Here is a 22,626-nt window from a genome sequence, read left to right as displayed (position 1 = left end):
AAGACCCTTCTGACAACATCCTGTACTTATGCCCACTGCTACACTCAGGGCCTCGGGCGAAGCCCTGTCGGCCGCCGGGAGCCGTGCTGAGACCTCATCTTTTGGCCGCATTTTTGCAGTCTTTCTTTGCGGCATGCTCGCGTTTCTGGAGCTTTATTGCACACAGCCCATGCTGCCGATGCTGGCGAGGATTTTTCACGCCTCCGAAGCAAGTGTGGGCAGCACGATCAGCGCCTCGACGCTGGGAGTGGCGATCTCGGCGGCGCTGCTGGCGCTTTTCGGTGAGCGGATGGACCGGAAAAAGACGATCATCGCCTCGATGGTGGCGCTGGCGGCCTGCACCGTGCTGACGGCCAGCGCGACCAGCCTGCCCGCACTGGCCCTGTGGCGCATGCTCCAGGGACTGATCACGCCGGGCGTTTTCATCATCACCATCGCCTATGTGACGGAGGAGTGGCCTCCGCTCGAAGTACCCAAGGTGATGAGCTTCTATGTGGGCGGCACGGTATTCGGGGGCTTTTCCGGCCGGGTTCTCGGCGGGCTGCTGGCCGAGCGCATCGGCTGGCGGCCGGTATTCCTGATGCTTGGAGTGCTCGGCCTGGCCGGCGCGGTGCTGGCACAGCGGATGCTGCAACCGGCAAAGCCCAGGGCACACACGAGCAAGGCGAGGTCGGTCTTTGCGCCGGTGCTGGCGAATGCCCGGAACCCGCGCCTGCTGGCGACCTTCGGCATCGGCTTCTGCATGCTGTACACGCTGATCTCGATCTTCAGCTACATCACGTTTTATCTGGCCGAGGCGCCATTCCGGCTTTCGACCGCGGAGCTGAGCTGGCTGTTCACCGTCTACCTCTGCGGGCTGGCGGCCACGCTGGCAGCCGGACGGGTGCTGGCGCGGGTGGGCCTGCGGCATGGGATGGTCGCGTCGATCAGCTTCTGCCTTGGAGGCCTGCTGCTGACACTCGCTCCCTCGCTTCCCATGATCGGTCTGGGGCTGGCGGTGGCCAGTTCGGGGGTGTTCATCTCGCAGACCTGCGCCAACAGCTTTCTGCGCGATGCGGCTCCGGCCGGCAGCCGTGTCTCGGCGGCTGGCATGTATATCTGCAGCTACTACATCGGCGGTACGGTCGGCGGCATACTGCCGGCGGTGGCCTGGCGCATGGCGAAATGGCCGGGGTGTGTGGCCCTGACGGCGTCGCTGTTGATCATCGCCGGGCTGCTCGCCTTCTTTGGCTGGAAAAACCGCGCATTGCAGCCTGACCCTATCCCGCTATAAGAAAAGACGCCGAGAGCCCAGTCCGTATGGCTGGCTTCCCGGCGTCTGTCTCTGCGTCTGGACTTGCCTGAGTTACTGCTGGGGCTGCTGCGGTGTCGTCCCGGAGTCGGAAGAGGTGCTGCCCGTAGCGGTCGCACCACCACGCTGCACATCGTCATGCTTTTCGTAAATGGAGTACTGGCCGCCGGGCCGCTTCAGCTTGACGGCGATCTCCTTGGTGTCCGTGGTGATCGGGTAATCGTCGCCGAAGGTCTGAAAGCCGTTGGCGATGATCTGGAGACGAACGACGTCGCCGATCGGGATCACCTCGATGACCGCCTTGCCTTCCTCGTTGGTCTTCAGCTCGAGACCGCCCTCGTCCTTGCCGTTCTTCATGGGGTGAAAGATCACCGCGGCATTCTCGATCGGCTTCCCATTGGTCGCCTTGACCACGCTTACCGTGATCTTGGCGGTCGGTGGCGGCGGGGTGTACTTGCGTCCACGGCCATCCTGGCCATGCATGGAGGAGGCGAAGAGCCCAAAGGCAATCAGGGGTAGAGCAGTAAGGCAACGCAGCGAGACCACGGTCTTCATGCCATCGATTGTATGCATTTTGACCGCCCCTCGGGAAGCCGCGAAGATACTCCGGCAAAACTCCGGCTTTGTTTTCTGCGTCTAAAGGATTCGTGCAGAGGGTGCGGCCGGTTTCCGGACCGCAACTGCCGGAAGCTGACTGCCACCGAACTATGCTGAGGTCTATGAACGATCTGGGGAACGATCCTGAGAAGCATCCAGGAATAGATTTACGCCGCTCCAACCGCTTTTCTTCGCTTTCCTGCCTATGCCTTGGCGCGGCATCGCTATTTTTCGCTCCGCATTCGCTTGCGGCGCAGGCCACACCGGACTCGGTGGCTTCTGATCCTGTCCCCCTGGTTCGGCGGGCGGCGGAAAATGAGCTGAAATCCTCCTCTCTGCACCCTTACCGCTATCAGCTGCACAAGATCGACGACGGCAGGATCTCGACGAAGATGATCGTCGAGACCAAGGATGGGGATGTGGCGCGCCTCGTGGCCTATGGCGACAAGCCGCTCGGACCGATCGGGTACCAGAACGAGGTCGATCGGCTGAAGACCCTGCTCGACCATCCCGAAATCCAGGAGCACCGGCGGAAGCGCGAGCAGGAGGACAGTAATCGCGCGAACGAGATGATCCGGATGCTGCCGGATGCCTTCCTTTACCACTCCGAAGGCCTGGTCGATGGACCGAGCGGACCGGCATTTCGCCTGACCCTCAAGCCGAATCCCAGCTTCCATCCGCCGGACCGCGAGGCAGAGGTCTATGCCGGCATGGAAGGCGAACTGTGGATCGACCAGAAACAGGAGCGGATGGTCCGCCTGGATGTCCACCTGATCGACGACGTGAATTTCGGCTGGGGCATCCTCGGCAAGCTGTACAAGGGCGGGTCGATCCTGGTGGAGCAGAAGGATGTGGGCGACGGCCACTGGGAGCAGTTCCACTTCAAGATGGACCTGCACGGCAAGGCCCTGATGTTCAAAACGCTGAATCTCTCCACAACCGAGGACGAAAGCGACTTTGCGCCCGTCTCCGCCGGCTGGGGCTATCAGGATGCGGTGAAGTTCCTGCTGGCGCAGAATCCTCCGATGGGTCCGCCGGCACAGAACTAGGGTGCTTCGATGTATTCGTTTCTCCGCTTCTTCTGAAGATCCTGCTCGATGCAGGCAGTCAGAAATATGTCGATGTGGAGTTCGCTCGCAGCAAAGAAAAACGGGGCCCTCAGGCCCCGTTTTTATGCGCGGTATCCGAGCTGGCTATGCGAAGTCGTCGTTACCGTTCCCGAAGTTGTCATCGCCGCCGAAGTTGTCGTCCGTCCCGAAGTTCGAGTCGTCGTAGCTGACATCCTCGGAGCCTGCATTGCCGTAGGGCCCCTGCGGCTGCTCGTCGGGACCGCTGACGCGATCGTCGTAGGAGGCTTCCTGCTCGCGGCGCTCGTTGTAGCGGTCGTTGTCGTCGCCGTAGTTGTTGATGACCGTCTCTTCGACGACCGGGCGATCGCCGTAACCGCCTCCGAAACCTCCGCCGCCGAATTCGCGCTCTCCTCCATGGATGAGCGACTCGATGCCCTCAAAGGCCAGCGCACCGGCTGCTACACCCGCTGCCGTGGTGGCGGCGGAGCGAAGGAAGCTGCTGCCACCGCTCTGCGCGGGGGCATAGCCCTGTCCGTAACCGGGCTGAGCGTAGCCTGGCTGGCCGTAACCAGGCGCCGGGGCATATCCGCTGGGCGGCGCGGCCGCGTACTGTGGCGGAACCTGCTGATATTGCGGCGGCGCATACTGTTGCGGAGGCGGCTCGGGATCGCGGCGGCCCAGGAGACTCCCGAGGAAGCTGGTCGATTTGGCCGGCTGCGGCCTGGAAGCCTGCTCACGGAGTTGCTCTTCTTCGGCCTCCAGCTGCTGGATCTGCTCCTGCAGTTGCTGGATCTGGCCCTGGAACTGCTCGATGGCCAGGTTCTGGATGAGAACCGTCTGCGCGAGCTTGTAGAGCGCGTCGGGATCCCTCGACAGGCCGTTCTTAAGCAATCCCTCGGCTTCCGGATCCTTCTCGGTGAGCTGCGTGCCTTGCACTTTGCTCACCAGCTCCTGCAACATCTGTGCTTCCTGCGGTGTCATACCTTCTCCTTCAAAGCGGCCACCCGTCATGGGCGAACGGCTTTACCCCTTAGACGCCGGAATGCATCCGGCGGTGGCCACAGCCGTTATACCTGAAAGGCCTGCTGTGGATACGTCGCGCGCATGAAAAGAGTTCCGGGAGAGAAAAGCGAAAGGCCGGCGCGAGGCCGGCCTTTCGGTGGTGGTTTTCCGATTATTTAGAACAGGATGTGCAGCCCCATGGTGACGGCGCGGGAGCCACCGATGGTGCCGGTGACCGAACCGAAGTTCGCGCCGTTGTTGGGGCAGCCGCCTGTGATGGTGGCCGTGGTGCAGGACTGCACACCGGTGGGCAGCGTGAGCGGAATGCTGGTGCTCTTGCCCGAACCGTTGTGGTACGGCAGCTGATCGAGGTTGGTCAGCGCCGACTGCTGATCGGCCGAGGCATTGCTGGTCACGATCTGGCCATAGTTCACGTAGTACTCGCTTGCCGAGCAATTGTTGCCGGCAGCGATCGCCGAGGCCGAGCAGGCCGAGGATTGACGGATTTCCGTCTGGTTCTGCGGCACGTCCGGGCTGACCGTGTTGGTCACGTTGTAGACGTTGAAGTGATACTCCACGCTGAAGCGGTCGGTGACCTTGACGGTCTTGCGCAGCGAGAGATCGAGACGCTTCTGGAACTGCTGCCGGAAGAGGTTACGCTGACCGGGAGCAAAGTCGGTTTCGTAGATATCCTGCGGATCGCTGCCGGTCGAAACAGGCACACCATCCTGGCCAGGGGACACGTAGTGGATATCGATCTGCGAGGGATCGATGGTCGGGATATAGCTGCCACCGGCGCCACGCGTACGGCCGTTGTTGCCAGTCAGAGCGCTCTTGGGGTGCTTGGGATCCTTGATGGGAAGCACCGGGTTGAGCAGCGTCGGATAATCGCCGAAGTAAAGGCTGCCTACCGCGCCGTAGAACTCATATAGCGAATAGGGCTCACCACTCTGCAGGATGCCGATGCCGGTCAGGTACCAGTCGTTCGTCGCCATGGCGAGAGCCGAGTGTTCGCGAGCGAAGTTCGGAGCCTGCACCTGGAAGTTGGCGCTGAAGACATGGGTACGGTCGAAGTCCGACAGCGAGTACGAGCTGCGGAGGTCGTCCGGGTTGTCGCCGGTAAAGAACAGACCGATGTCGCTCTGCTCGTCGTGCGTGTGGCTGAAGGTGTAGCTGGCTCCGGCCTGGAAGTGATGCGAGAGACGCTTCTCGAGGTGGGCTTCGAGGGCATCGTAGGCCGAGTTGCCAACCGTTTCGAACATGGCGGCGTTGGGACTGAAGCCGACATACGGGGTACGGAAGTCGGTGTTGCCGCCGTCTTCCGTGTTCCAGGGCTCACCGGCGATGGCGTTGTAGTCATAACCGGTGAAGGAGTTCTGATTCAGCACCTGGAAGCCGTAGGTCGCGGTTTCACCATTGATCGGATGGGTGGCGGTCGCGATGCCCGGCTCGTTGAACGGAATCGGAACCACCGCGTGACGGCCACGGTTGCCGGTGTAACCCAGCGAGAAGGACATATCGCTGGTGGGCTGCCACTGCATCTTCAGGGTGAAGTTCACCGTGTAGGGCAGTACGTTCTTCTTGTCGTACGCGCCGAAGTTCAGCGTGTCCTGGCAGTCCGTGTAGTCTTCCTGGTTGTCGACGGCTCCGCAGTAGCGGCCGAACTTCGAGTTGGTACCGGTCATGCCGTTGAGCGTGTTCTGCAGCGCGGTGGTGATGGTGCCGGGATTCGCGCTCGGCGGCACGTAAGTCGAGCCGGTAATGGCCGTACCCAGCGGATTCGCGAGGGTGGTGCCGGTACCGGTCACGTAGCTGGCCAGGGGTGCGGACTCGGTGACGCCGAAGGGACCGCCGTTGCCGCTGCCTGCAGGCTGCGAGAGGTAGCTGAAGAGCTCGCCGCGGTCAAAGTACATGCCCGCGCCGCCGCTGAAAACAACCTTGCCGTGGTTCTGCTCCGGTGACCAGGCAAAGCCCAGGCGCGGCGAGATGCCCCACTGGCGGCCGGTGAGGGTCGAGTTGCTCTCGCCCGCCGTCGGATCGTACTTGTTGTTGCCAGCCACGACGAAACCGGCGTTGGTCACCGTGAAGCCGTCGGTGGTGTTACCCGTCACGTTGTAGACGCTGGGGTCGAAGTTGAACATGTTGCCGTACTTTTCGGTCATGCCGCCGTGATAGTCGTAGCGGACGCCGAAGGTGATGCTCAGATTCGCACGCGCCTGCCACTTGTCCTGGGCATAGGCCGAGATTTCATTCGTGCGGTAGTAGCGGTCGGCATTGTTCTTGCCGGTGGTCGGGTCGATCGTCTCGAGGACGTTCGAGCTTTTCACCTCATCCTCGAGCAGGGTTTCGAGGTTCTTGGTCTGTACCTGCGCAAGGCCGGTGCGGTTGTTTTCGATGTTCAGCTGCGTGTAGTTGTAACCGCCGCCGACCGCGATGGTGTGCGCGCCGAGGGTCAGGAACGCGTTGGTCGAGGGGTTGATGCGGTTCTGGTAGAAGCCGGTATTCGCGAAGGAGCTGTAAGGACCGACTTTCAGACCCGGCGAGGCCGAGCTGTCATAGGCGAATTCGTCCATCAACAGACCGGGGAGCTGGTTGGCGGCATAGCCGGGCAGCCCGGTACCGATACCGAAGGTCGGATCGCCGGAGGGGCTGGAGACCTGCTGCGTGTAGTAGCTGTAGGCACCCATGCGGGCAAAGCCCAGGCTCTGGGTCCAGCTCAGCCACGAGCCGATGATCTTGCTGTTCTGGATATCCAGAACCTGCGAGCCGTTCTCCTGCGTCAGCGGGAAGCCACCCGTCTGCGAAAAGCCGTAGGGCTTGTTCACCGGATCGCTCTGGTAGTAGTACTTCGCGGTGATGTGGTCGGTGGCGTTGAGGTTGTAATCGATCGAAGCATTCGCGTGGTCGCCCTGCATCCGCGAGGTGCCGATCAGGGTGACGTTGGGCACGCCATACTGGTAGGCCGCGGTGGTCTGCGCGGACGGAATCATGTAGGAGCCGTCAGCCAGCTTGGCGTTGAAAAGCGCCGAGGCGATGGGACCTACGCTGCTGGGCGAGAAGGTCTTGCCACTGGCCCAGTTGGTGGCAACCGCAGCAAGGCCCGAATCCGAACGGTCGTCACTGAGGCCGGCCGGCACGTTCATCTGCGAGAGGCCGGTCGACTGATCGGCGCTGTAGAGGCGCTGATAGGCGAGGAAGACGAAGAGCTTGTCCTTGATGATGGGACCGCCGATCACGCCGCCGCTGGTCCAGCGATGCAGATCGGGGACGCGCAGCGAATGCGGGAAGGCGCCGACACCCTGGGTCCCGAGAACGTAGTCCTGATTGAAGAAGTAGGGCGAAGCGTTCAGACCGCTGCCCGCCAGCGTGCCGTACACCTGGCCATGCCAGCTGTTGCTGCCGACGGCGGTGTTGACGTCAATCTGCGCGCCGGAGGTCGCACCCTGCTGCGCGTCGTACATCGAGGTGTTGACGCGCACTTCCTGCAGGAACTCCTGCGGAGGCGAAGGCAGCGCGTTGCCGACCGAACCGTAGACCGAGGTGCCGACCTGCGAGGCGCCACCGATGGCGGCCGCGCCAGCCGAGGAGCTGGCCGAGGTGCTGCCGCCGCCGATATTGAAGTTGTAGCGCTGCGACCCGGATCCGCTGGAGCTCTTGCCGTTGAAGAGGTTGGTCACGTCGACACCGTTCACCTGGAAGGTGTTCGAGGTGTCACGCTGACCATTGGCCCAGATAGGCTGGTTGCCGAGACCGGCGTTGCTGTCGAGGCCGCTCAGCAGTTCGGCGTTCACGCCCGGCGCAAGCACGGCGAGCTGGGTAAAGCTGCCGGTAGCCAGCGGAGTCATGCTGATCTGCTGCGAATCGAGGGTATAGCCGTTGGTCGTGTCGGTCGCGTTCAACATCGGGTTCGCATTGACCGTGACAGATTCCGAGACCTGGCCGACCTTGAGCGAGACGTTGACCGTCTTCGCAGAGGCTTCCTGCACGCTGATGGCGGGCAGCTTCGTGGTGTCGAAGCCGTCATGCGCGACGGTGACGGTATAGGGACCGATGGGAAGATTGAGGATTTCGAAGTAGCCGTTTTTCTGGCTCGTCACCGAACGGGAGAGTCCGGTGGTATCTCCAGTGACCGAGACGTTGGCGCCCGCGATCGCGGCTCCGGAGGCGTCTGTCACTGTTCCGTTGATGGATCCAAGGGTTTGCGCCTGGCCGGCAGGCACCAGCCACCCCAGACAACAACTCAGCAGGGCGAAGCATACGATCCGCATGCACCGTGAAAAGCTCATATTGTCAGCCTCAAAAAAGAAGTACAGATGTTTCTTGTTTTAATGATTCAACGCACAACGGCCGCACGGCCGGTGGCGTGCACACGTCGAGAGATTACAGAAGTGACACGGGCCAGTAGTCAAAAACCCGTGAATTCCCTCGTATCAGCAAGAATCACTTACTTTGTGCGTTGCTTCGATTGTAACCATCGGCCCGCGGGAAGCAATGGAAAAATCCCGAGGTAGATTTCTGGCATTCCGATCTGGCTCTATCGACCCTGCTCAATCAGTTTTGGCTCTATTTGGGATGGCCGAGGGCGACACGCACGCCAAAACGGTAGCTGGCGGGCAGCGACGGATAGCCGATCGGACCAAGGTGCTGTTGGCTCAGTACGTTATCCAGCTGGGTGTAGAGGTCCATTCTCGACGAGAATTTGTAGGTTCCACCCAGATCCAGCCGGGAGTAGCCGGAATCGAGGTTCCGGTTCGGCAGCAGGAGCGTGTTCGTCCCGAAAAGGTCTTTGCCGCCGAGATACGTCGAGTCGTCGCTGCGTCCGGCAAAGGCTGAGGTAGCCAGCAGCGTGAAGCGCTTGTGAGCGTAGCTCACGCTGGCGAAACCGGTATGCGGCGGACGGCGAAACGGCCGGGCTCCGACCAGCGGAGAATCGTTGCCGATGAGCACCCCGGGAATATTGGGGTTGGTGCTGGGACCGACGGCATCCGACGAAAAGGAGCGCTGGACCTGGGCATCGAGATAGGTGTAGCCGCCGCGGAAGAAGATATTCTTGCCGATTCCGTAGTCTGCTTCGCTCTCGATACCCTGGGCCCGATAGGACATGGAGTTGAGCGTCAGTGCCTGCGCGGATTCGCTCTCGAGATAGCCTTCGAGGCTCTGCTGTTGCGCGGCGGAAAGCTGCGGCAGCAGGTAAGGGACGAGGTTCGCGCCGACATACTCGATCTGGCGGCCGAATTCATTGTGAAAGTACGTCGCACGCAGCAGGAGGCGCTCGTTGAAGAAATTCTGCTCGACGCCGCCGTCATACGTGCGCGTCTGCTCGGCCCGGATGGGCGAGATGCCATACTTCTGCACCGTGGCTCCGCCGCCGTTCTGGAGCAGGAACTGGTAGAGCGAGCCGTACTGATCGTCGAGGCTCGGCTCCTTCACACCATTGGTGAAATTGAAGGTGAGCCGGGTGCCGTGGAATGCGCCCGCGCCGGGAAAGACCGGGTAATACGTCACGCCGACACGCGGCGCTCCCTGTGTGCCGTAGAGCTCGTTCTTCTGCACGCCTCCGGCGAAGGAATAGAGGATGCGCTGGTGATCGAGGTCGCCGTTCAGCGCGAGCGTGTAGTCGTAGTTCGAGCGTTCGACCGTCTCCGCGCGGCCGTAGGCCAGCTTGTTCTCCATGCCGCGCTCGTCTTCGTACCGGAAGCCGGCCACGCCGCCGAGGTGCGGCAGGATGCTGAAATCCGTCTGCGCATAGAGGTTGTCGCGGTTCGAATCGAGGTCCGTGGTGTGAGCGCCGACGCTGCCATAGTTCATCAGCGCGCGGCCGGTCGCCTCATACCCATTCGCGCCGCGGATGGTGACCTCATTGCCGTAGTAATTGCCCTCGATGTAATCCCCGGCCGGATACCACTGCTGCGACTCGTCCCGCTTGCGCGCCAGCCCGTAACGAACCGTGCCGTGCCAGGTGTCGCTGAAGGTGTGATCGATGGAGCCGGTCATGAAGATGTCCTGCCCGGATTGCTTGCCATCGTTCGACATGCCGAAGAAGGAGTAGGTGCCGGGCTGCCCGGTCGCCACGTCCCCATTGCGGGCAATGAGGCGGATCGAGGTCGAAGCGGAATACTGATAGCCGAGGTTCACCACTTCAGTGATGTTGTGGTGCTCGTCCATCGGCAGCGAGTTCCCTGTCTGCAGGTTGGCGTAAGCGCCGTAATAGTCGAGACGGGTCCGTGCTCCGGCGAGCTGAACTTCGTTGCGGTAGGTGCCAAAACCGCCGCCATCGCCCTCATACAGCAGCGAGGGAAAGGTCGTGGTGCCGCGCGGGGTGGTGAAGGCAATGGTGCCGGCAGCCGCGTCCGATCCCCAGAGCACGCTGTTGGGGCCACGATAGGCCTCGACCGAGGCGATGCCGGTCGAAGGAATGGTCGAGAGGTCAAAGCCGCCGCCTATGTCTTCGATGGGAGCGCCGTCGAGCAGGACCTTGTTGGAGTCGGCGTTGCCGCCGCGAACGTAGACCGAGGTCTCACCGCCGCGCTGGCCACTCTGGACGACCTGGAAGCCGGGAACCTGGCGAAGCGCGTCGACCAGGTCAAATTTGTTAGTGAATGCCGACTTCTCGATAGTGCTGACGGCGTTGCTGGCCAGCCCCTGCGACTGCGGAATCCCGGTGGGAGTGGTCACCATGGATTCGCGCACCCACTCCGGCTCGAGGATGAGGTCCTGATTCACCGAGTCGAAGGTGCCGCCGTAAAACGTACGAGCCAGCACCTGCCGGAAATGGATGCCGCCGGCAAGCACATTGAACTGACCGTGCGCGGAAGAGGTGAGCTCGAAGGTCCCATCCCCGCCGGTGCGGGCGCTGGTGATGACGGTGCCGTTCTGCAGCAGGGCCACGATGATGCCCTCGAGCGGCCGGCCGGCCGGGTCCTTCACCGTGCCGTGAACGCTCACCGCATGGAGCAGAGGTGTCAGCAAAGTGCAGAGGGCGAGCGAGGCGACGGTGCGAAGACGGGAGCGACGAAGCATTCTTCGCCATTCTACTGAGAAGCGCTACCCCTCCCGAGAGAAAACGCCTTCCTGGTCGAACTCTGTTCCGCGAAAGGTCACGAGCAGCCTCTCGATGCCGGATGCGAACTCCTCCGGAAGCGTGAGCAGGCTGACGACCAGCCATCCGCTGCCCGGAAAGCCGAAGGAGGAGCCGGGATGGACGCTGACGCCGTGCTCGCGGACCAGATTGAGGGCTACCTCCTCATCGGGCGCGAGCGCGGGAATGCGCAGGACGGCGTACCAGCCCGCCTCCACTTCGAGGCGCGAAACCATGCCCTGCCGGGCGAGCGCTGCATCGAGCGACGCCAGGTTTGCGCGCAGGCGGGTAGGAATCTGCTGCTGGATGCCGGTGCGATTTTCGAGCCAGACCGGCAGCGCGCACTGGATGGGCGCATTCATGGCGAGAAAGGTATCGGCGACGATCTCGAGACGCGCGAGTGCAGGCCGGAGGGCGGCATCAGGACCGAAGGCGGCGATCCAGGAGGCTTTCATCTGCGGCAGCGCTGCGACCTTGCTGAGTCCGCTCAGGACAAAGGTCAGCGCAGGATGCTCTCCGGTAGCGAAGCTGATGGCCGGCTCGCCGCCGAGAGCGTAATCGAGAAAGACCTCGTCGACGATGAGTGCCAGACCATGCTCGGCGCAGAGATGTTCGAGCGCTTCCCGCTCCCCGGGCTTCGTGAAGTGCCCGGTGGGGTTGTTCGGATGCACGAGCGCGATGGCGCGAGTACGCGGCCCGATCGAGCGGCGCAGCGCTTCGAGATCGAGATGCCAGCCATGGTCGTAGAAGAGCGGATACGGGGTGAGCCGCACGTCTTCGAGCTGCGCGAGGAAATCGAAGAGCGGATAGCTGGGCTGCGCGATGAGGATTTCGTCCCCGGGGTCGGCGAGCAGCCGGAAGAGATAGCTATAGGCCTCGCTGGTGCTGGTGGTGAGCAGAACATGCTCCACGGGAACGGTGCTTCCCTGCTGCGCGTAGTAGCGGACGACGGCTTCGCGCGCAGCCCGCATGCCCCGAGGATCGGGATCGTACTCGAGAGCACGGGAGTCGCCAAGCGGCGCGAGAAGCGCGGCGGAGTCATAGTCAAAGCCACAATGCGTGGGATTCGAAGCGGTGAGATCGAAAAGCGGGAGACCGGCCGCGCGGCGCTCCCGCAGAGCGCTCGCCAGGTCGGACTCTTCACTGTTCCACGCGGTGCGGGAGGAGAAGCTGGGGACAACGGTCATCGGGAATATCTTTTCACGATTCCCGCGCATAGCCCTTCCAGCGCACGCCCGCGCGTTCGGAGTACGAAATCCGCGTGCGCCTTGGGCATAATAAAGACAGTGCTTTTCTCTGCGCAGGCGCTTTGATGCGGCTGCGCGCCCGATTCATCGTGGCGCTGCTTTGCCGCAGCCCCGGAAACATCAAGGAGCTACACCTCATGCCGATCACCGCAGTTATCTTCGACTACGGACGTGTTCTCAGCAATCCCGAAGATGCCGTGGCCAAGGACAGAATGATCGCGCTGACCGGTCTCACGGAGGAACAGCTGTTCCCTTCCTACTGGCGCTTCCGGCATCCGTATGACCTGGGCGAGCTCAACGGCACGGCCTACTGGAAGAGCGTTGCGTCCGATGCCGGGACAACCTTCACGGCGGAGCAGATCGAAAGCCTGATCGAGACCGATATTCTCATGTGGGCGTCACTGAACGAGGAGATGCTGGCATGGGTGGTGGCGCTGCAGGACGCCGGGTATCCTACGGCGATTCTCTCGAACATGGGCGAGGACATGCTGCGCTACATGCGCCAGGAGTTCGGATGGCTGGCACACTTCCAGCACCACACGTGGTCGTGCGAGATCGGGATCGGCAAGCCGGATCCGACGATCTACACGCACACCTGCGAGCGGCTGGGTGTATCGCCTGCGACGACGCTGTTCATCGACGATAAGCCGGAGAACATTGCAGCGGCGACGGAGATGGGGCTGCATGCGATCCAATTCCACTCCATCGAGCAGCTGATGCAGGAGCTCGAGAGCCGCGGACTGGCAGAGGGACTTCCGAAGCCATCGCGCCGTAACTGATACAGCAGGCGCACGATAGAGCTATTTTCATACCTCGTAAGTGCTATGTCAGTTCCATAACGGGACACTCTAGTCTTTAGCAAGGCCGCCCGCGCTGCTGCATGATGTCGAACGCAGGGTCGAGGTCCTTCATCGGAAGCATGAAACCCGGGTTCGGAAAGCCCTCATCGATGCAGAACGCACTCAACCTTCTTGAAGAGCATTCCCACGCAGGCATGTGGACGTTGAACTGGGTCACCCGTGAACTCTGGTGGTCGAACGGCACCTTTCGTCTGCACGGCCTGACGCCCGGTGAGATTACTCCGACTCTCGAAACGGCCATCGAGTTCTACACAGAGGACTCGCGTTCGCAGATCAGGGCAGCGGTTGCAGAGGCGGTCGAGAGCGGCAAAGAGTGGTCCCTGCGGTTGAAGCTGCGCCGTGCGGATGGACTTGTGATCGAGGTCATGGCCGCGGGACGTCCGGTGATTCAGGATGGCCAGGTACAGACTCTCTCCGGCGTCATCTTCGACGTGGATGCGATCGAGAGCGAGCGTCTTTCCCGGCACACGACCGAAGAACGGCTCCGCATGCTCACCTGGAACTCTCCGGATGGACTGGTGATGACGGATGCGGAAACCCGCATCATCCTGGCTAACCCTTCCTTCTGCGCGACACTCGGCTACCAGGAAGCAGAACTTGTGGGCGAGATGACCACGGTGGAGCTGACTCCGGCAGAAGATCGCGCCATCTCCGCCGAATACCGGCGCAAGCTGTGGCATGGCGAGCTGGATCGCTGCGTTCACGAGAAGCGTTACCGCAAGCGGGATGGCAGCTACGTATGGATGGAAGTGGCGATGACGCTGCTTCACGACGATCATGGCCAGCCGCTGCACTTCCTTTCGCAGTACCATGAGACCACCGCGCGGCGCCAGTACGAAGAGGAGATCTTCGAAGCCAAGGAGCTGGCCCAGGTCACGCTCGCGTCGATTGCCGACGGTGTGATCCGCACCGACCTGAACGGTGTCATCACTTACTGCAACGAGGCTGCGGCGCGCATGGTCGATGCGCCGGTCGAAGAGCTTGTCGGACGCCCCTTCTCCTCGGTAATCCGGCTCTGTAATCCAGCCGGTGAGCCCCTGCATACCGATCCGCTTGAGGTCACGCTGCAGTCGGGCGAACTGAACCGCATTCCCGCCTTCACCCGCCTTCGCACCTTTGCCGACGATCTGCGGCCGATCACCGATTCCATCTCGCCGCTGCGCAATCTGAAGGGTGAGATTATCGGCGCGGTCTTCGTCTTCCAGGATGCCTCGGAGGCGATCTCCTTCACCGAGAAACTGCACTTTCAGGCCAACCACGATTTCCTGACGGGGCTGCCCAATCGCTCCGCGGCGGAGAAGGTCATCGAGTCATTGCTGGAAGAGCCGGACTCCGAGCACCGGCATCATTTTCTCTTCTTCATGGACCTCGATCACTTCAAGGTGGTGAACGATACCAGCGGCCATGCTGCCGGGGACCTGCTGGTAAAGAGCCTTGCGCACCAGATACGGAGCGTCATCCGCACGTCGGACTTCTTCGCGCGCTTCGGAGGAGACGAGTTCGTGCTCGTGCTCCGCAACGCGAACTACGAAGCCGCGCATCGCAGCGCGGAGCGTCTGCTGCATGCGATCTCGAACTTCGAATTCATCTACCAGCATCATCGCTATCAGATCACCGCGAGCCTCGGCATCACCCGTATCATCGGCGGTCCGAACTCGCTGGACCGGCTGCTGACCGAGGCCGACTCTGCCTGCTACCTGGCCAAGAACCAGGGCCGCAATCGCTTCCGCTTTTACTCGAGCCGCGATCCGAGACTGTCGCTGATCCAGGAAGACATGAACTGGGCGAACAAGATTCGCACGGCGATCAATGAGGAGCAGTTCGAACTCTTCCACCAGCAGATCAACTCCGCAGACGGCACACTACTCGGCGTCGAGTGCCTGATCCGACTGCGTGATGGCGAAAACGGCTACATCTTCCCCGATGCCTTCATTCCCGCGGCAGAACGCATGGGTCTCCTGACGCAGATCGATCGCTGGGTATCACGCCGCGCTCTGCAACTGCTCACGCAATCGCTGCACGACGCTTCTCTCGCGGCAGAGATCGGCAGCTACCTCTCGATCAATCTCAGCTCGAGCACGGTGGCCGATCAGGAATTTTCGTCGTGGCTGCTGGCGCTGATGCAGCATCATCCCGATATCTGCTCACGCCTGCGCGTCGAGATTACCGAGACCGAGCGCATCAACTGGACCCAGGACGAGATCGACTTCGTCAACCGGCTGCGCGCACTGGGCGCGCGCGTGATGCTCGACGACTTCGGCATGGGCTACAACTCCTTCGATGTGCTGAAGCGCGTGCGCTTCGACGGCATCAAGCTGGATCGCCAGGTGGTTCGCGACATCAACTCAGATCCCGTGGACCGCGCTCTGGCCGTGGCATCGGCAGCAATCGCAAGAAGCATGGGGCTGCAGCTGGTAGCCGAAGGCGTGGAGACACAGGCCGATCTCTCGGCGCTGCTCGACCTCGGCATTCATCACTTTCAGGGTTACATGTTCCATCGCCCCAAGCCTTTTAGCTCGGAGCTGGTGCAGCCTGCTCCCACCACGACGCTGCCACCCGCCCGCTGGGGATGAGGCAGCGGCCTGATCGCTCGCACAGCGACCAGACCGCTTAGCCTCAGTAGGCTACGGCTTCATCGTTGAAGTCCGTCTCCTCTTCATCGACTTCCTCTCTTTCCTCGCTGTCCACGACCAGACCGAGAGCCTGGCGCTCGAAGAGCCGCTGGTAGGTGCCGCCGACACGGCGCACCAGCTCTTCGTGCGTGCCCTCCTCGATGATCCTGCCTCTCTCGAAGACCAGAATGCGATCGAGCATGCGCACGGTGGAGAGACGGTGTGCGATTACGATGCTTGTTCTCCCGGCCATGAGCCGCTCCATCGCTTCCTGAATCAGCGCCTCAGACTCAGAGTCGAGACTCGAGGTCGCTTCATCGAGAACGAGCACCGGCGTGTTTGCGAGGAACGCGCGTGCCAGTGCCACTCGCTGACGTTCACCACCGGAGAGCTTCACACCGCGCTCGCCCACCAGCGTCTGGTAGCCCTTCGGCTGACGGGCGATGAACTCGTGCGCATTGGCGAGGCGTGCGGCAGCTTCGACCTCATGCATCGGCGCACCCGGACGCCCGTAGGCGATGTTCTCCGCGAGCGTGCGATGGAAGAGGATCGGCTCCTGCGGCACCAGCGCCATCTGCGCACGCAGCGACTCCTGCGTGACATTGGCGGTGTTCTGCCCATCGACGCGGATGCTGCCGCTATCGACGTCATAGAGACGATGCAGCAGCTTCACGAAGGTCGTCTTGCCCGAGCCGGAATGTCCCACGAGACCGATGCGCTCGCCTGCACGAATACGCAGCGAGAAATCGCGGAATAGTGGCTCCTCCTGACCTGCATAACGGAAGGTGACGTTGTCGTAGACGATCTCTCCTTCGCGCAGGCGAATCGGCGCGGCATTCGGATGATCCTCGATGCCCAGCGGACGCGCATAGAACTGCACCATCTCCTCCATGTCATTGGCGGAGCGCTGCAAGTTGCGCACGTGCTGCCCGATGTCACGCAGATAGCCATGCACGATGAAGTAACTCGTGAGCACGAAGGTGAGATCGCCCGCTGTTGCGCGTCCCTTCCACCACAGCCACACCGCGCAGGAAAGCACCACCGTACGCAACGCCTGCAAGAGCAGCTGCTGCGCGGCGCCGTTGCGAGTAGCGAAGATCCATGACCGTGCGGTGCGGTTCTTCCACTTGTCGAGCACGCGACCCAGCCGCGCGTCTTCGCGCTGCTCGGCACCGAAGGACTTCACCACCGTGTTGCAAGTGATGGAGTCGGCCATGGCCGCGCCGATGCGCGTATCCTGCGCGTTCGAGAGACGCGACGCCGGCGAGACGTAGTAGACCGAGAGCACGATGGAGATGGTGATGTACGCGACAGCGCCCGCACCAACCAGAGCGCCCATCACGGGCCAGCGCCATCCGAGCAGGAACGATGCACCGATGAGCACGACGAGCGCGGGCAACAGATCGAGCAGCAGGATGTCGTCGAGCATGTCGACCGCCCACATGCCGCGCGTGATGCGGCGCACGATGGCTCCGGCGAAGTTGTTCGCATGCCAATCGGTGGAGAAGCGCTGCACGCGCCAGAAGGCTTCCCCGGAGAAGCGCGTCATGAGGCGCAGCGAGAGCCGGATAATCCCCGCCATGCCCGCATAACGCAGCAATGCGAGCGAGACACCGAGAAAGAGCATCATGCCGATGGATCGGCCTGCAGTGAACAAAGCCATCGCGCGTGAGGCGGGATGCGAGGCAAGCGCATCGACCAGCCGGCCGGAGTAGATTGGCATGAAGAGATCGGCCACTGTGGCCGTGAGCATGCAGCCGGCAACCCAGAGCACATATGGCCACTCACGTCGCCAATGGCGCAGCAAAAATGTGAGAACTTCCCGAATCGCGTTCTGGCTGGAACGTTGACTCATAAAAAACACCTATAGAGAGACAGAGAGGCCGCGGAGAAACCCCGACGGCGACAGGAAAAAGAACGGAGCGGTTAAGGCCAACGCCACGCCCGCGAGCAGTTTGAAGAAAGGAGAAGTCTTAGCTGCGCGAGACTGGAGGAAGGACCATGGGCCGCAGCGCAGTCAGATCGCCGGGCGTAACGAAATGAATCATCTTATCCATCACGGTGCCTCCCTTTCGCAGAGTAGATTTCTGCATGTTAGCAGAGTTTTGTTTCACGGCGCGGCATATTTTGCGAGCGAACCGTTTTTATCGCGAGACGGACACATGATGGGGTGTCCATCTCGCCGACGCTCTTACTTGCTGCCTGTTCCCGCGCTGCCTGCAGTCCAGTAGCCGGAGGTCTTGATCCACGCCTCGGAATGATGGCGTTCTTCCAGCAGATGCTGGCGGATGGCGCGAGAGACTTCCGTCTCAGCCGCGACCCATATGAAGCCTGGGCCTGCGGGCAATTCGAGCTTACGCACGGCTTCGAGCAGCGGAGCAGGATCGGCCGGGTCTGCGCGATAGACCCAGTGCTCTGCGAGATCAGCGGGTGTCGACCAGATGAGTCGCTCAGTGGCTTCTGCGACCGCGGTTAATGTGAGAACCTTTGTACCCGCTTCGAACTCTTCGAGGCGGCGTCCGATCGAGGGCAGCGCCGTCTCGTCGCCGATGAGCAGCCACCACGCTCCCGGGGCGCGCACCACGCTCGATCCGCGAGGACCGCCCATGAAGAGCGTATCGCCCGGACGCGCATGCTCTGCCCATGCGGAAGCGATGCCACCTTCATGCAAGGCGAAATCGATATCGAGCCTGCCTGCGGCGGGGTCGTATCTGCGCGGCGTGAAGTCGCGGCCTATCGGTTGTCCATCGGGACCGGGAAAGAAGATCTTGATATGGTCGTCGGGCGATGGACTGTTGAATCCTGCGAGCTCCGGACCGCCGACGGAGATGCGAATCATACGCGGCGAGAGCTTTTCGACATGCTGCACGACGAGCTGGCGACGCACAAGATCGAGGCGCATGCGCTCGATCGTTGGGGAGAGAGAAGAGTCGGTGGAATGTTCCGTCACACAGAATTGGATGAAAGAACGACCAACCACGATGATTCATTTTGCGCAGCAGGGTGAGAATCAGGCGGAATCAGCCGCGTTCCCGGTCGAGGACGCGTTGAAGACGCGTATTTCCCTGCACCAACCGCGTGAGCTGCTCGAGCAATTCCGGAGCAGGGGAAGCGCGCAGGAGAGCCTCGACTGCCTGCTCGGCGTAATAGGATTCCGCCTCGATCTGCGCGAGAAGGAACTGCGCAGCTTCCGGCTGGCGGGTGAGAGCGAGCGCGGAGAGCAGGACGGATGCGAACCACGGATCGCCCACGCGGGCGAAAGCAGCACGCAGCGGCGAGACGGCCTCAGGGGCGCGCGTACCCGCAAGGGCGAGCGCTGCTTCGGCAGCGGCATCATCCTCGCGCACAAGAAACTTTGCGACCCACGCGATGGCGGAATGGCCTTCGATAGCAAGCACGCCGCTATAGCAGGCGCCAAGTGCTTCGGCCTCCTCTTTCTCCGCGGCGAGGCCGGCCACCTCTGCGCGCAGACGCAACAGCAGTGAGGCGCTAGAACTTTCAAGCTGTGCAATGGCGCGTGCGGCGCTGGCACGCACGGTGGGGATGGGGTCCGCCAACGCAGTGATGAAGTGGCGCAGCAGCGTAGGCTCGGAGAGTTCGCGGCAGGGTATGAGCGCGAAGAGGCAGTGCGAGCGCAGGGTGGACGCGGTATCGGACTGGCCGCCCCACACCGGCTCGAACTGGCGATGCACAACGCCGCGCAGGTAGGGCTCGGCCTCCTGATGATCGAGCGCGGCGAGCGCATGTACGAGAGCATTCTTGGCCCAGCACTGCGGATCGGTCTTTACGGGATCCGCAAAGAAGCGGTCATACGCGGTGAGCAGCTCGGGAATCAGCGCAGGCAGGGGCGCCTGCTCGACCAGCTTCGCGGCACGGGCGACGACAAAATTATTGCGATGGCGGAGAGCCGCGCGGAGCGGCTCGATGCGAGCTTCAAGTGGCAGAGCGACAACGGCATCAAGAGCTTCCAGGTCCTGCTCCATCCGTTTCTTTGCCATGTGAAGGATCGCTCCCGGGTTAAGACTGAGTCAGGATGGCGGCGAAGAATCCGTCGCAATCGAGAATACCGGGGAGGGTGCGGAGGTAGCCATCGCGGAGCGCGTGCGCGGCAAGCTTCGCGGAGCCTTCTTCGTGGACGCGACCGCTCACGGCAAGCGCTGCAAGCTCAGCTGAGACAGGTACGCAGGTAAAGCCGGGGCGCGCGGCGAGAACCGCTTCGACGACCTGCTCGTTTTCTTCCGGCTCCAGGGAGCAGGTTGAGTAGATGAGGCGTCCGCCCGGCGCAAGGCCTCCGAGTGCGGCAGCAAGAATGCGACGCTGGCGCTCGCTGTGACGTGTGAGGTCATCGGCTGCGAGACGGAGACGGATTTCAGGATTGCGCGCGATGGTGCCGGTACCGCTGCATGGAACATCGCAGAGGATGAGATCGTGCTCAGGTGCGAGCGTCATGCTCGCGGCATCCTGCGTGACGAAATGGATGCGGTCACCGAGAGCGGTGAGGTTGCGACGCATGGCATCGAGGCGGCGGCGGTTGATATCCGCAGCGGTGATGTCTGCTTCAGGACTGCGCTCAGCGAGAATGGCGGTCTTGCCGCCCGGCGCAGCGCACGTGTCGAGGATGCGGCTTCCCTGCCCTGCCAGCTCTGCGACGAGCTGCGAACCTTCGTCCTGGATGCGGATCCAGCCATTGCGGAAAGCCTGTGTGCGGGCAACATCGCCACCCACCACGCGACGTGCAGCCGCGAGAAAGCTGCCGGGAGCAAGCTCGATGCCTGCTTCTACGAGTGAGGCTTCCGCCTCGGGATGGACAAGACGAATCGTAACCGGCGCGGGCTGCTGATCGAAGGCACAGATAGCACGGGCGGCAGGCTCGCCGTAATTGCGAATCCAGCTCTCGGCGAGCCATGCGGGATGCGCATACTCTGCCGCGAGGGATGCAGGCGCTGCATCCACCCTGGGAGACTTGGCGAGCTTACGCAGCACAGCGTTCACCAGCCCGGTGGCGAAGTGTTCGCCGGCACGCCTGGTGAGCTCCACGCTTTCGCCGATAGCGGCGTGCGGGGGGATGCGATCGAGGTGCAGAAGCTGGAATGCGCCGAGACGAAGCGCCGTCTCCGCGCCCGGAGAAAGCTTCGTATCCGGACGCGCGAGCAGCGGGCGGATGCGCGCATCGAGCTGAAGCTGCCAGCGAAGTGTGCCAAGCACCATCGTCGTAGCCAGGGCGCGATCCTGCTGGGACAGGGCATTCACCTGCGGGTCGCGGAGCAATTCGTCACTGTGCGAATTTGTATCCGTATCGGTTACATGCAGGAGGATTTCGAATGCGATGGAGCGGGCGGGAGCGATCATGGTTCACCCGCAATGTGGCCGAGCCTTACGCCGTCGAGCGAATGCCCACGAAGGAATTCCGCCGCAGCGACGCGGCGCTTCCCTTCGAGCTGCACTTCGACCAGTTCGAGCCAGGTGTGTTCTCCGCATGCGGCAAAGAGGCGCCCCTGTTCAACGCGCAGCTCGCCGGGATTAGCGTGACTCGCTGGGATGGCGCCAGCGTCATGCGGCATGAGGCGGTGCACGATGAGCTTCTTGCCTTCGAGCGTGGTCCACGCGCCGGGCCAGGGCTGGAAGCCGCGCCATCGGTTGTAGAGTGCCATTGCAGGCTGCAGGAAATTCATGCGGCCGTCTTCCCGCGTGAGAATCGGCGCGTGCGATGCGAGCGCGTGATCCTGAGGACGCGGCGGCAGCGCGCCGGCTTCAAGACCTGCCAGCGTTTCGACCATCAGATCCGCACCCATGGCAGCGAGGCGCGGGAAGAGATCTTCCGAGGTCATGTCCGGAGCGATAGTCAGCTCGCGCTGGAGAAGCATATCGCCCGTATCGAGGCCTTCATCGATGCGCATAGTAGTATTGCCGGTGATCGGCTCGCCGTCGGCGACGGCCCATTGGATGGGCGCGGCCCCGCGGTATTTCGGCAGCAGCGATCCATGCAGGTTGATGTTGCCATGCGGTGGAAGGTCGAGCATCCACTTCGGGATGATGCGGCCATAGGCGACGACGAGGATCACGTCCGGCCTGAGTGCTTCCAGCTGCGCGCGGAACTCGGCGTTGGTCTTGATCTTTTCAGGCTGAACGACGGGAATACCGTGCGCGAGTGCGGTCACCTTGACCGGGGGTGCAACCATCTCCTGCTTGCGGCCCACGGGGCGATCCGGCTGGGTGACGACGAGCAACGGCTCGTGGCCGGCGCGCAGCACGGCCTCGAGCGTGGGAACGGCGAAGGATGGGGTGCCGCAGAATACGAATTTCATCATTCGCCTCGAATATTTCACTGGTTAAGCAAGAAAACAGAGCAGGACCGGCGTCTACCAGTCCCCTGCCCGCTGCAACTTGCGGATGCGACGCAGCATGAGGTCACGCTTGAGCGCGCTCACGCGGCGGAAGAAGAGCACGCCGTCGAGGTGATCGATCTCGTGCTGGAAGGCGCGGGCCAGCAGCTCTTCGCCGTCAATCTCGAACCACTCGCCATTCACGTCCTGCGCCTTCACGGTCACCTTCGCAGCGCGGGTCACCTTCTCGCGGATGTCCGGCAGGCTCAGGCAGCCTTCTTCCTCGTGCTGCTTGCCTTCGCGATGGATGATTTCCGGATTGATGAGAACGATCTTGTCTTCGGGATCTTCCTTGAAGCTGAGATCGATGACAGTGATGCGCTTCGAGACGCCGATTTGCGGCGCAGCCAGGCCGATGCCCTTGGCGTCGTACATCGATTCGAACATGTCGTTGACGAGCTGGCGCAGTTCGTCGTTGAACTCGGTAACACGCTCGGTGGGGCGCTCCAGAATCGGGTCAGGATACTTCACGATTGGTCTGATCAT

At 62.3% G+C, this 22,626-nt stretch carries 15 protein-coding genes; 4 read left to right on the top strand and 11 right to left on the bottom strand.

Annotation, left to right across the window (positions count from 1 at the left end):
• Positions 1 to 28 precede the first annotated feature (28 nt).
• A complete protein-coding gene (locus tag QM649_RS05690) occupies positions 29 to 1,273 on the top strand; it encodes an MFS transporter (protein WP_415198053.1) in 1,245 nt (414 codons plus the stop codon).
• 72 nt (positions 1,274 to 1,345) lie between these two features.
• On the opposite strand, the gene QM649_RS05685 is transcribed toward QM649_RS05690, so the two are convergent.
• Complete coding sequence (locus QM649_RS05685) at positions 1,346 to 1,864, bottom strand: hypothetical protein (RefSeq protein ID WP_415198052.1); 519 nt, start codon at positions 1,862 to 1,864, stop codon at positions 1,346 to 1,348.
• A gap of 146 nt (positions 1,865 to 2,010) precedes the next feature.
• On the opposite strand from QM649_RS05685, the gene QM649_RS05680 reads away from it, so the two are divergent.
• Positions 2,011 to 2,937 (top strand): hypothetical protein, encoded by a 927-nt coding sequence (locus QM649_RS05680; protein WP_415198051.1) that lies wholly within the window; start codon positions 2,011 to 2,013, stop codon positions 2,935 to 2,937.
• 144 nt (positions 2,938 to 3,081) lie between these two features.
• Here the strand turns inward: QM649_RS05680 and QM649_RS05675 are convergent, their stop codons facing one another.
• From QM649_RS05675 to QM649_RS05660, 4 genes are all read right to left on the bottom strand, one after another.
• Positions 3,082 to 3,939 carry a DUF2076 domain-containing protein gene (locus QM649_RS05675; protein WP_415198050.1) on the bottom strand — a complete coding sequence of 286 codons (858 nt, stop codon included), beginning with the start codon at positions 3,937 to 3,939 and terminating at the stop codon, positions 3,082 to 3,084.
• 197 nt (positions 3,940 to 4,136) lie between these two features.
• On the bottom strand, positions 4,137 to 8,228 hold the full coding sequence (locus QM649_RS05670; RefSeq protein WP_415198049.1) for a carboxypeptidase regulatory-like domain-containing protein: 4,092 nt from the start codon (positions 8,226 to 8,228) through the stop codon (positions 4,137 to 4,139).
• 295 nt (positions 8,229 to 8,523) lie between these two features.
• Entirely contained in the window at positions 8,524 to 10,980 is a 2,457-nt protein-coding gene (locus QM649_RS05665) for a TonB-dependent receptor (protein ID WP_415198048.1), read from the bottom strand.
• A gap of 24 nt (positions 10,981 to 11,004) precedes the next feature.
• Positions 11,005 to 12,225, bottom strand: coding sequence for a pyridoxal phosphate-dependent aminotransferase (locus QM649_RS05660; RefSeq protein WP_415198047.1), 1,221 nt, complete (start codon positions 12,223 to 12,225; stop codon positions 11,005 to 11,007).
• A 197-nt stretch (positions 12,226 to 12,422) separates the two neighbouring features.
• Here QM649_RS05660 and QM649_RS05655 point away from each other — a divergent pair, with 197 nt between their 5' ends.
• Both QM649_RS05655 and QM649_RS05650 read left to right on the top strand, forming a co-directional pair.
• Positions 12,423 to 13,064, top strand: coding sequence for an HAD family hydrolase (locus QM649_RS05655; RefSeq protein WP_415198046.1), 642 nt, complete (start codon positions 12,423 to 12,425; stop codon positions 13,062 to 13,064).
• Positions 13,065 to 13,234: 170 nt separating this feature from the next.
• Positions 13,235 to 15,718, top strand: a complete 2,484-nt coding sequence (locus tag QM649_RS05650) for an EAL domain-containing protein (protein WP_415198045.1) — start codon at positions 13,235 to 13,237, stop codon at positions 15,716 to 15,718.
• 43 nt (positions 15,719 to 15,761) lie between these two features.
• Here the strand turns inward: QM649_RS05650 and QM649_RS05645 are convergent, their stop codons facing one another.
• From QM649_RS05645 to def, 6 genes are all read right to left on the bottom strand, one after another.
• Positions 15,762 to 17,612 carry an ABC transporter ATP-binding protein gene (locus tag QM649_RS05645; protein WP_415198044.1) on the bottom strand — a complete coding sequence of 617 codons (1,851 nt, stop codon included), beginning with the start codon at positions 17,610 to 17,612 and terminating at the stop codon, positions 15,762 to 15,764.
• A 336-nt stretch (positions 17,613 to 17,948) separates the two neighbouring features.
• The gene (locus tag QM649_RS05640; RefSeq protein ID WP_415198043.1) at positions 17,949 to 18,659 is read right to left on the bottom strand and encodes a siderophore-interacting protein; all 711 of its coding nucleotides are present in this window, start codon (positions 18,657 to 18,659) and stop codon (positions 17,949 to 17,951) included.
• Positions 18,660 to 18,777: 118 nt separating this feature from the next.
• A complete protein-coding gene (locus tag QM649_RS05635; RefSeq protein WP_415198042.1) occupies positions 18,778 to 19,755 on the bottom strand; it encodes a HEAT repeat domain-containing protein in 978 nt (325 codons plus the stop codon).
• 19 nt (positions 19,756 to 19,774) lie between these two features.
• Complete coding sequence (rsmB, locus tag QM649_RS05630; RefSeq protein ID WP_415198041.1) at positions 19,775 to 21,106, bottom strand: 16S rRNA (cytosine(967)-C(5))-methyltransferase RsmB; 1,332 nt, start codon at positions 21,104 to 21,106, stop codon at positions 19,775 to 19,777.
• On the bottom strand, positions 21,103 to 22,062 hold the full coding sequence (fmt, locus tag QM649_RS05625; protein ID WP_415198062.1) for a methionyl-tRNA formyltransferase: 960 nt from the start codon (positions 22,060 to 22,062) through the stop codon (positions 21,103 to 21,105). The genes rsmB and fmt overlap by 4 nt, the downstream gene beginning before the upstream one ends.
• Before the next feature lie 54 nt (positions 22,063 to 22,116).
• Positions 22,117 to 22,626 (bottom strand): peptide deformylase, encoded by a 510-nt coding sequence (gene def / locus QM649_RS05620; RefSeq protein ID WP_415198040.1) that lies wholly within the window; start codon positions 22,624 to 22,626, stop codon positions 22,117 to 22,119.

Source organism: Silvibacterium sp. (genome assembly GCF_047605705.1).
In the GTDB taxonomy this organism is placed as follows: Bacteria; Acidobacteriota; Terriglobia; order Terriglobales; family Acidobacteriaceae; genus Silvibacterium.
Note: the sequence above shows the minus strand (reverse complement) of the source record. Positions and strands in the feature narration are given on the sequence as shown.

Excerpts from the sequence above, each read along its gene's own strand:
- QM649_RS05655 (WP_415198046.1), top strand. The coding sequence starts at position 12,423 with ATGCCGATCACCGCAGTTATCTTCGACTACGGACGTGTTCTCAGCAAT.
- QM649_RS05645 (WP_415198044.1), bottom strand. The coding sequence starts at position 17,612 with ATGAGTCAACGTTCCAGCCAGAACGCGATTCGGGAAGTTCTCACATTT.
- QM649_RS05680 (WP_415198051.1), top strand. The coding sequence starts at position 2,011 with ATGAACGATCTGGGGAACGATCCTGAGAAGCATCCAGGAATAGATTTA.
- QM649_RS05650 (WP_415198045.1), top strand. The coding sequence starts at position 13,235 with ATGCAGAACGCACTCAACCTTCTTGAAGAGCATTCCCACGCAGGCATG.
- QM649_RS05635 (WP_415198042.1), bottom strand. The coding sequence starts at position 19,755 with ATGGCAAAGAAACGGATGGAGCAGGACCTGGAAGCTCTTGATGCCGTT.
- rsmB (WP_415198041.1), bottom strand. The coding sequence starts at position 21,106 with ATGATCGCTCCCGCCCGCTCCATCGCATTCGAAATCCTCCTGCATGTA.
- QM649_RS05660 (WP_415198047.1), bottom strand. The coding sequence starts at position 12,225 with ATGACCGTTGTCCCCAGCTTCTCCTCCCGCACCGCGTGGAACAGTGAA.
- QM649_RS05675 (WP_415198050.1), bottom strand. The coding sequence starts at position 3,939 with ATGACACCGCAGGAAGCACAGATGTTGCAGGAGCTGGTGAGCAAAGTG.
- QM649_RS05640 (WP_415198043.1), bottom strand. The coding sequence starts at position 18,659 with ATGCGCCTCGATCTTGTGCGTCGCCAGCTCGTCGTGCAGCATGTCGAA.
- QM649_RS05690 (WP_415198053.1), top strand. The coding sequence starts at position 29 with ATGCCCACTGCTACACTCAGGGCCTCGGGCGAAGCCCTGTCGGCCGCC.
- fmt (WP_415198062.1), bottom strand. The coding sequence starts at position 22,062 with ATGAAATTCGTATTCTGCGGCACCCCATCCTTCGCCGTTCCCACGCTC.
- def (WP_415198040.1), bottom strand. The coding sequence starts at position 22,626 with ATGATCAGACCAATCGTGAAGTATCCTGACCCGATTCTGGAGCGCCCC.
- QM649_RS05670 (WP_415198049.1), bottom strand. The coding sequence starts at position 8,228 with ATGCGGATCGTATGCTTCGCCCTGCTGAGTTGTTGTCTGGGGTGGCTG.
- QM649_RS05665 (WP_415198048.1), bottom strand. The coding sequence starts at position 10,980 with ATGCTTCGTCGCTCCCGTCTTCGCACCGTCGCCTCGCTCGCCCTCTGC.
- QM649_RS05685 (WP_415198052.1), bottom strand. The coding sequence starts at position 1,864 with ATGCATACAATCGATGGCATGAAGACCGTGGTCTCGCTGCGTTGCCTT.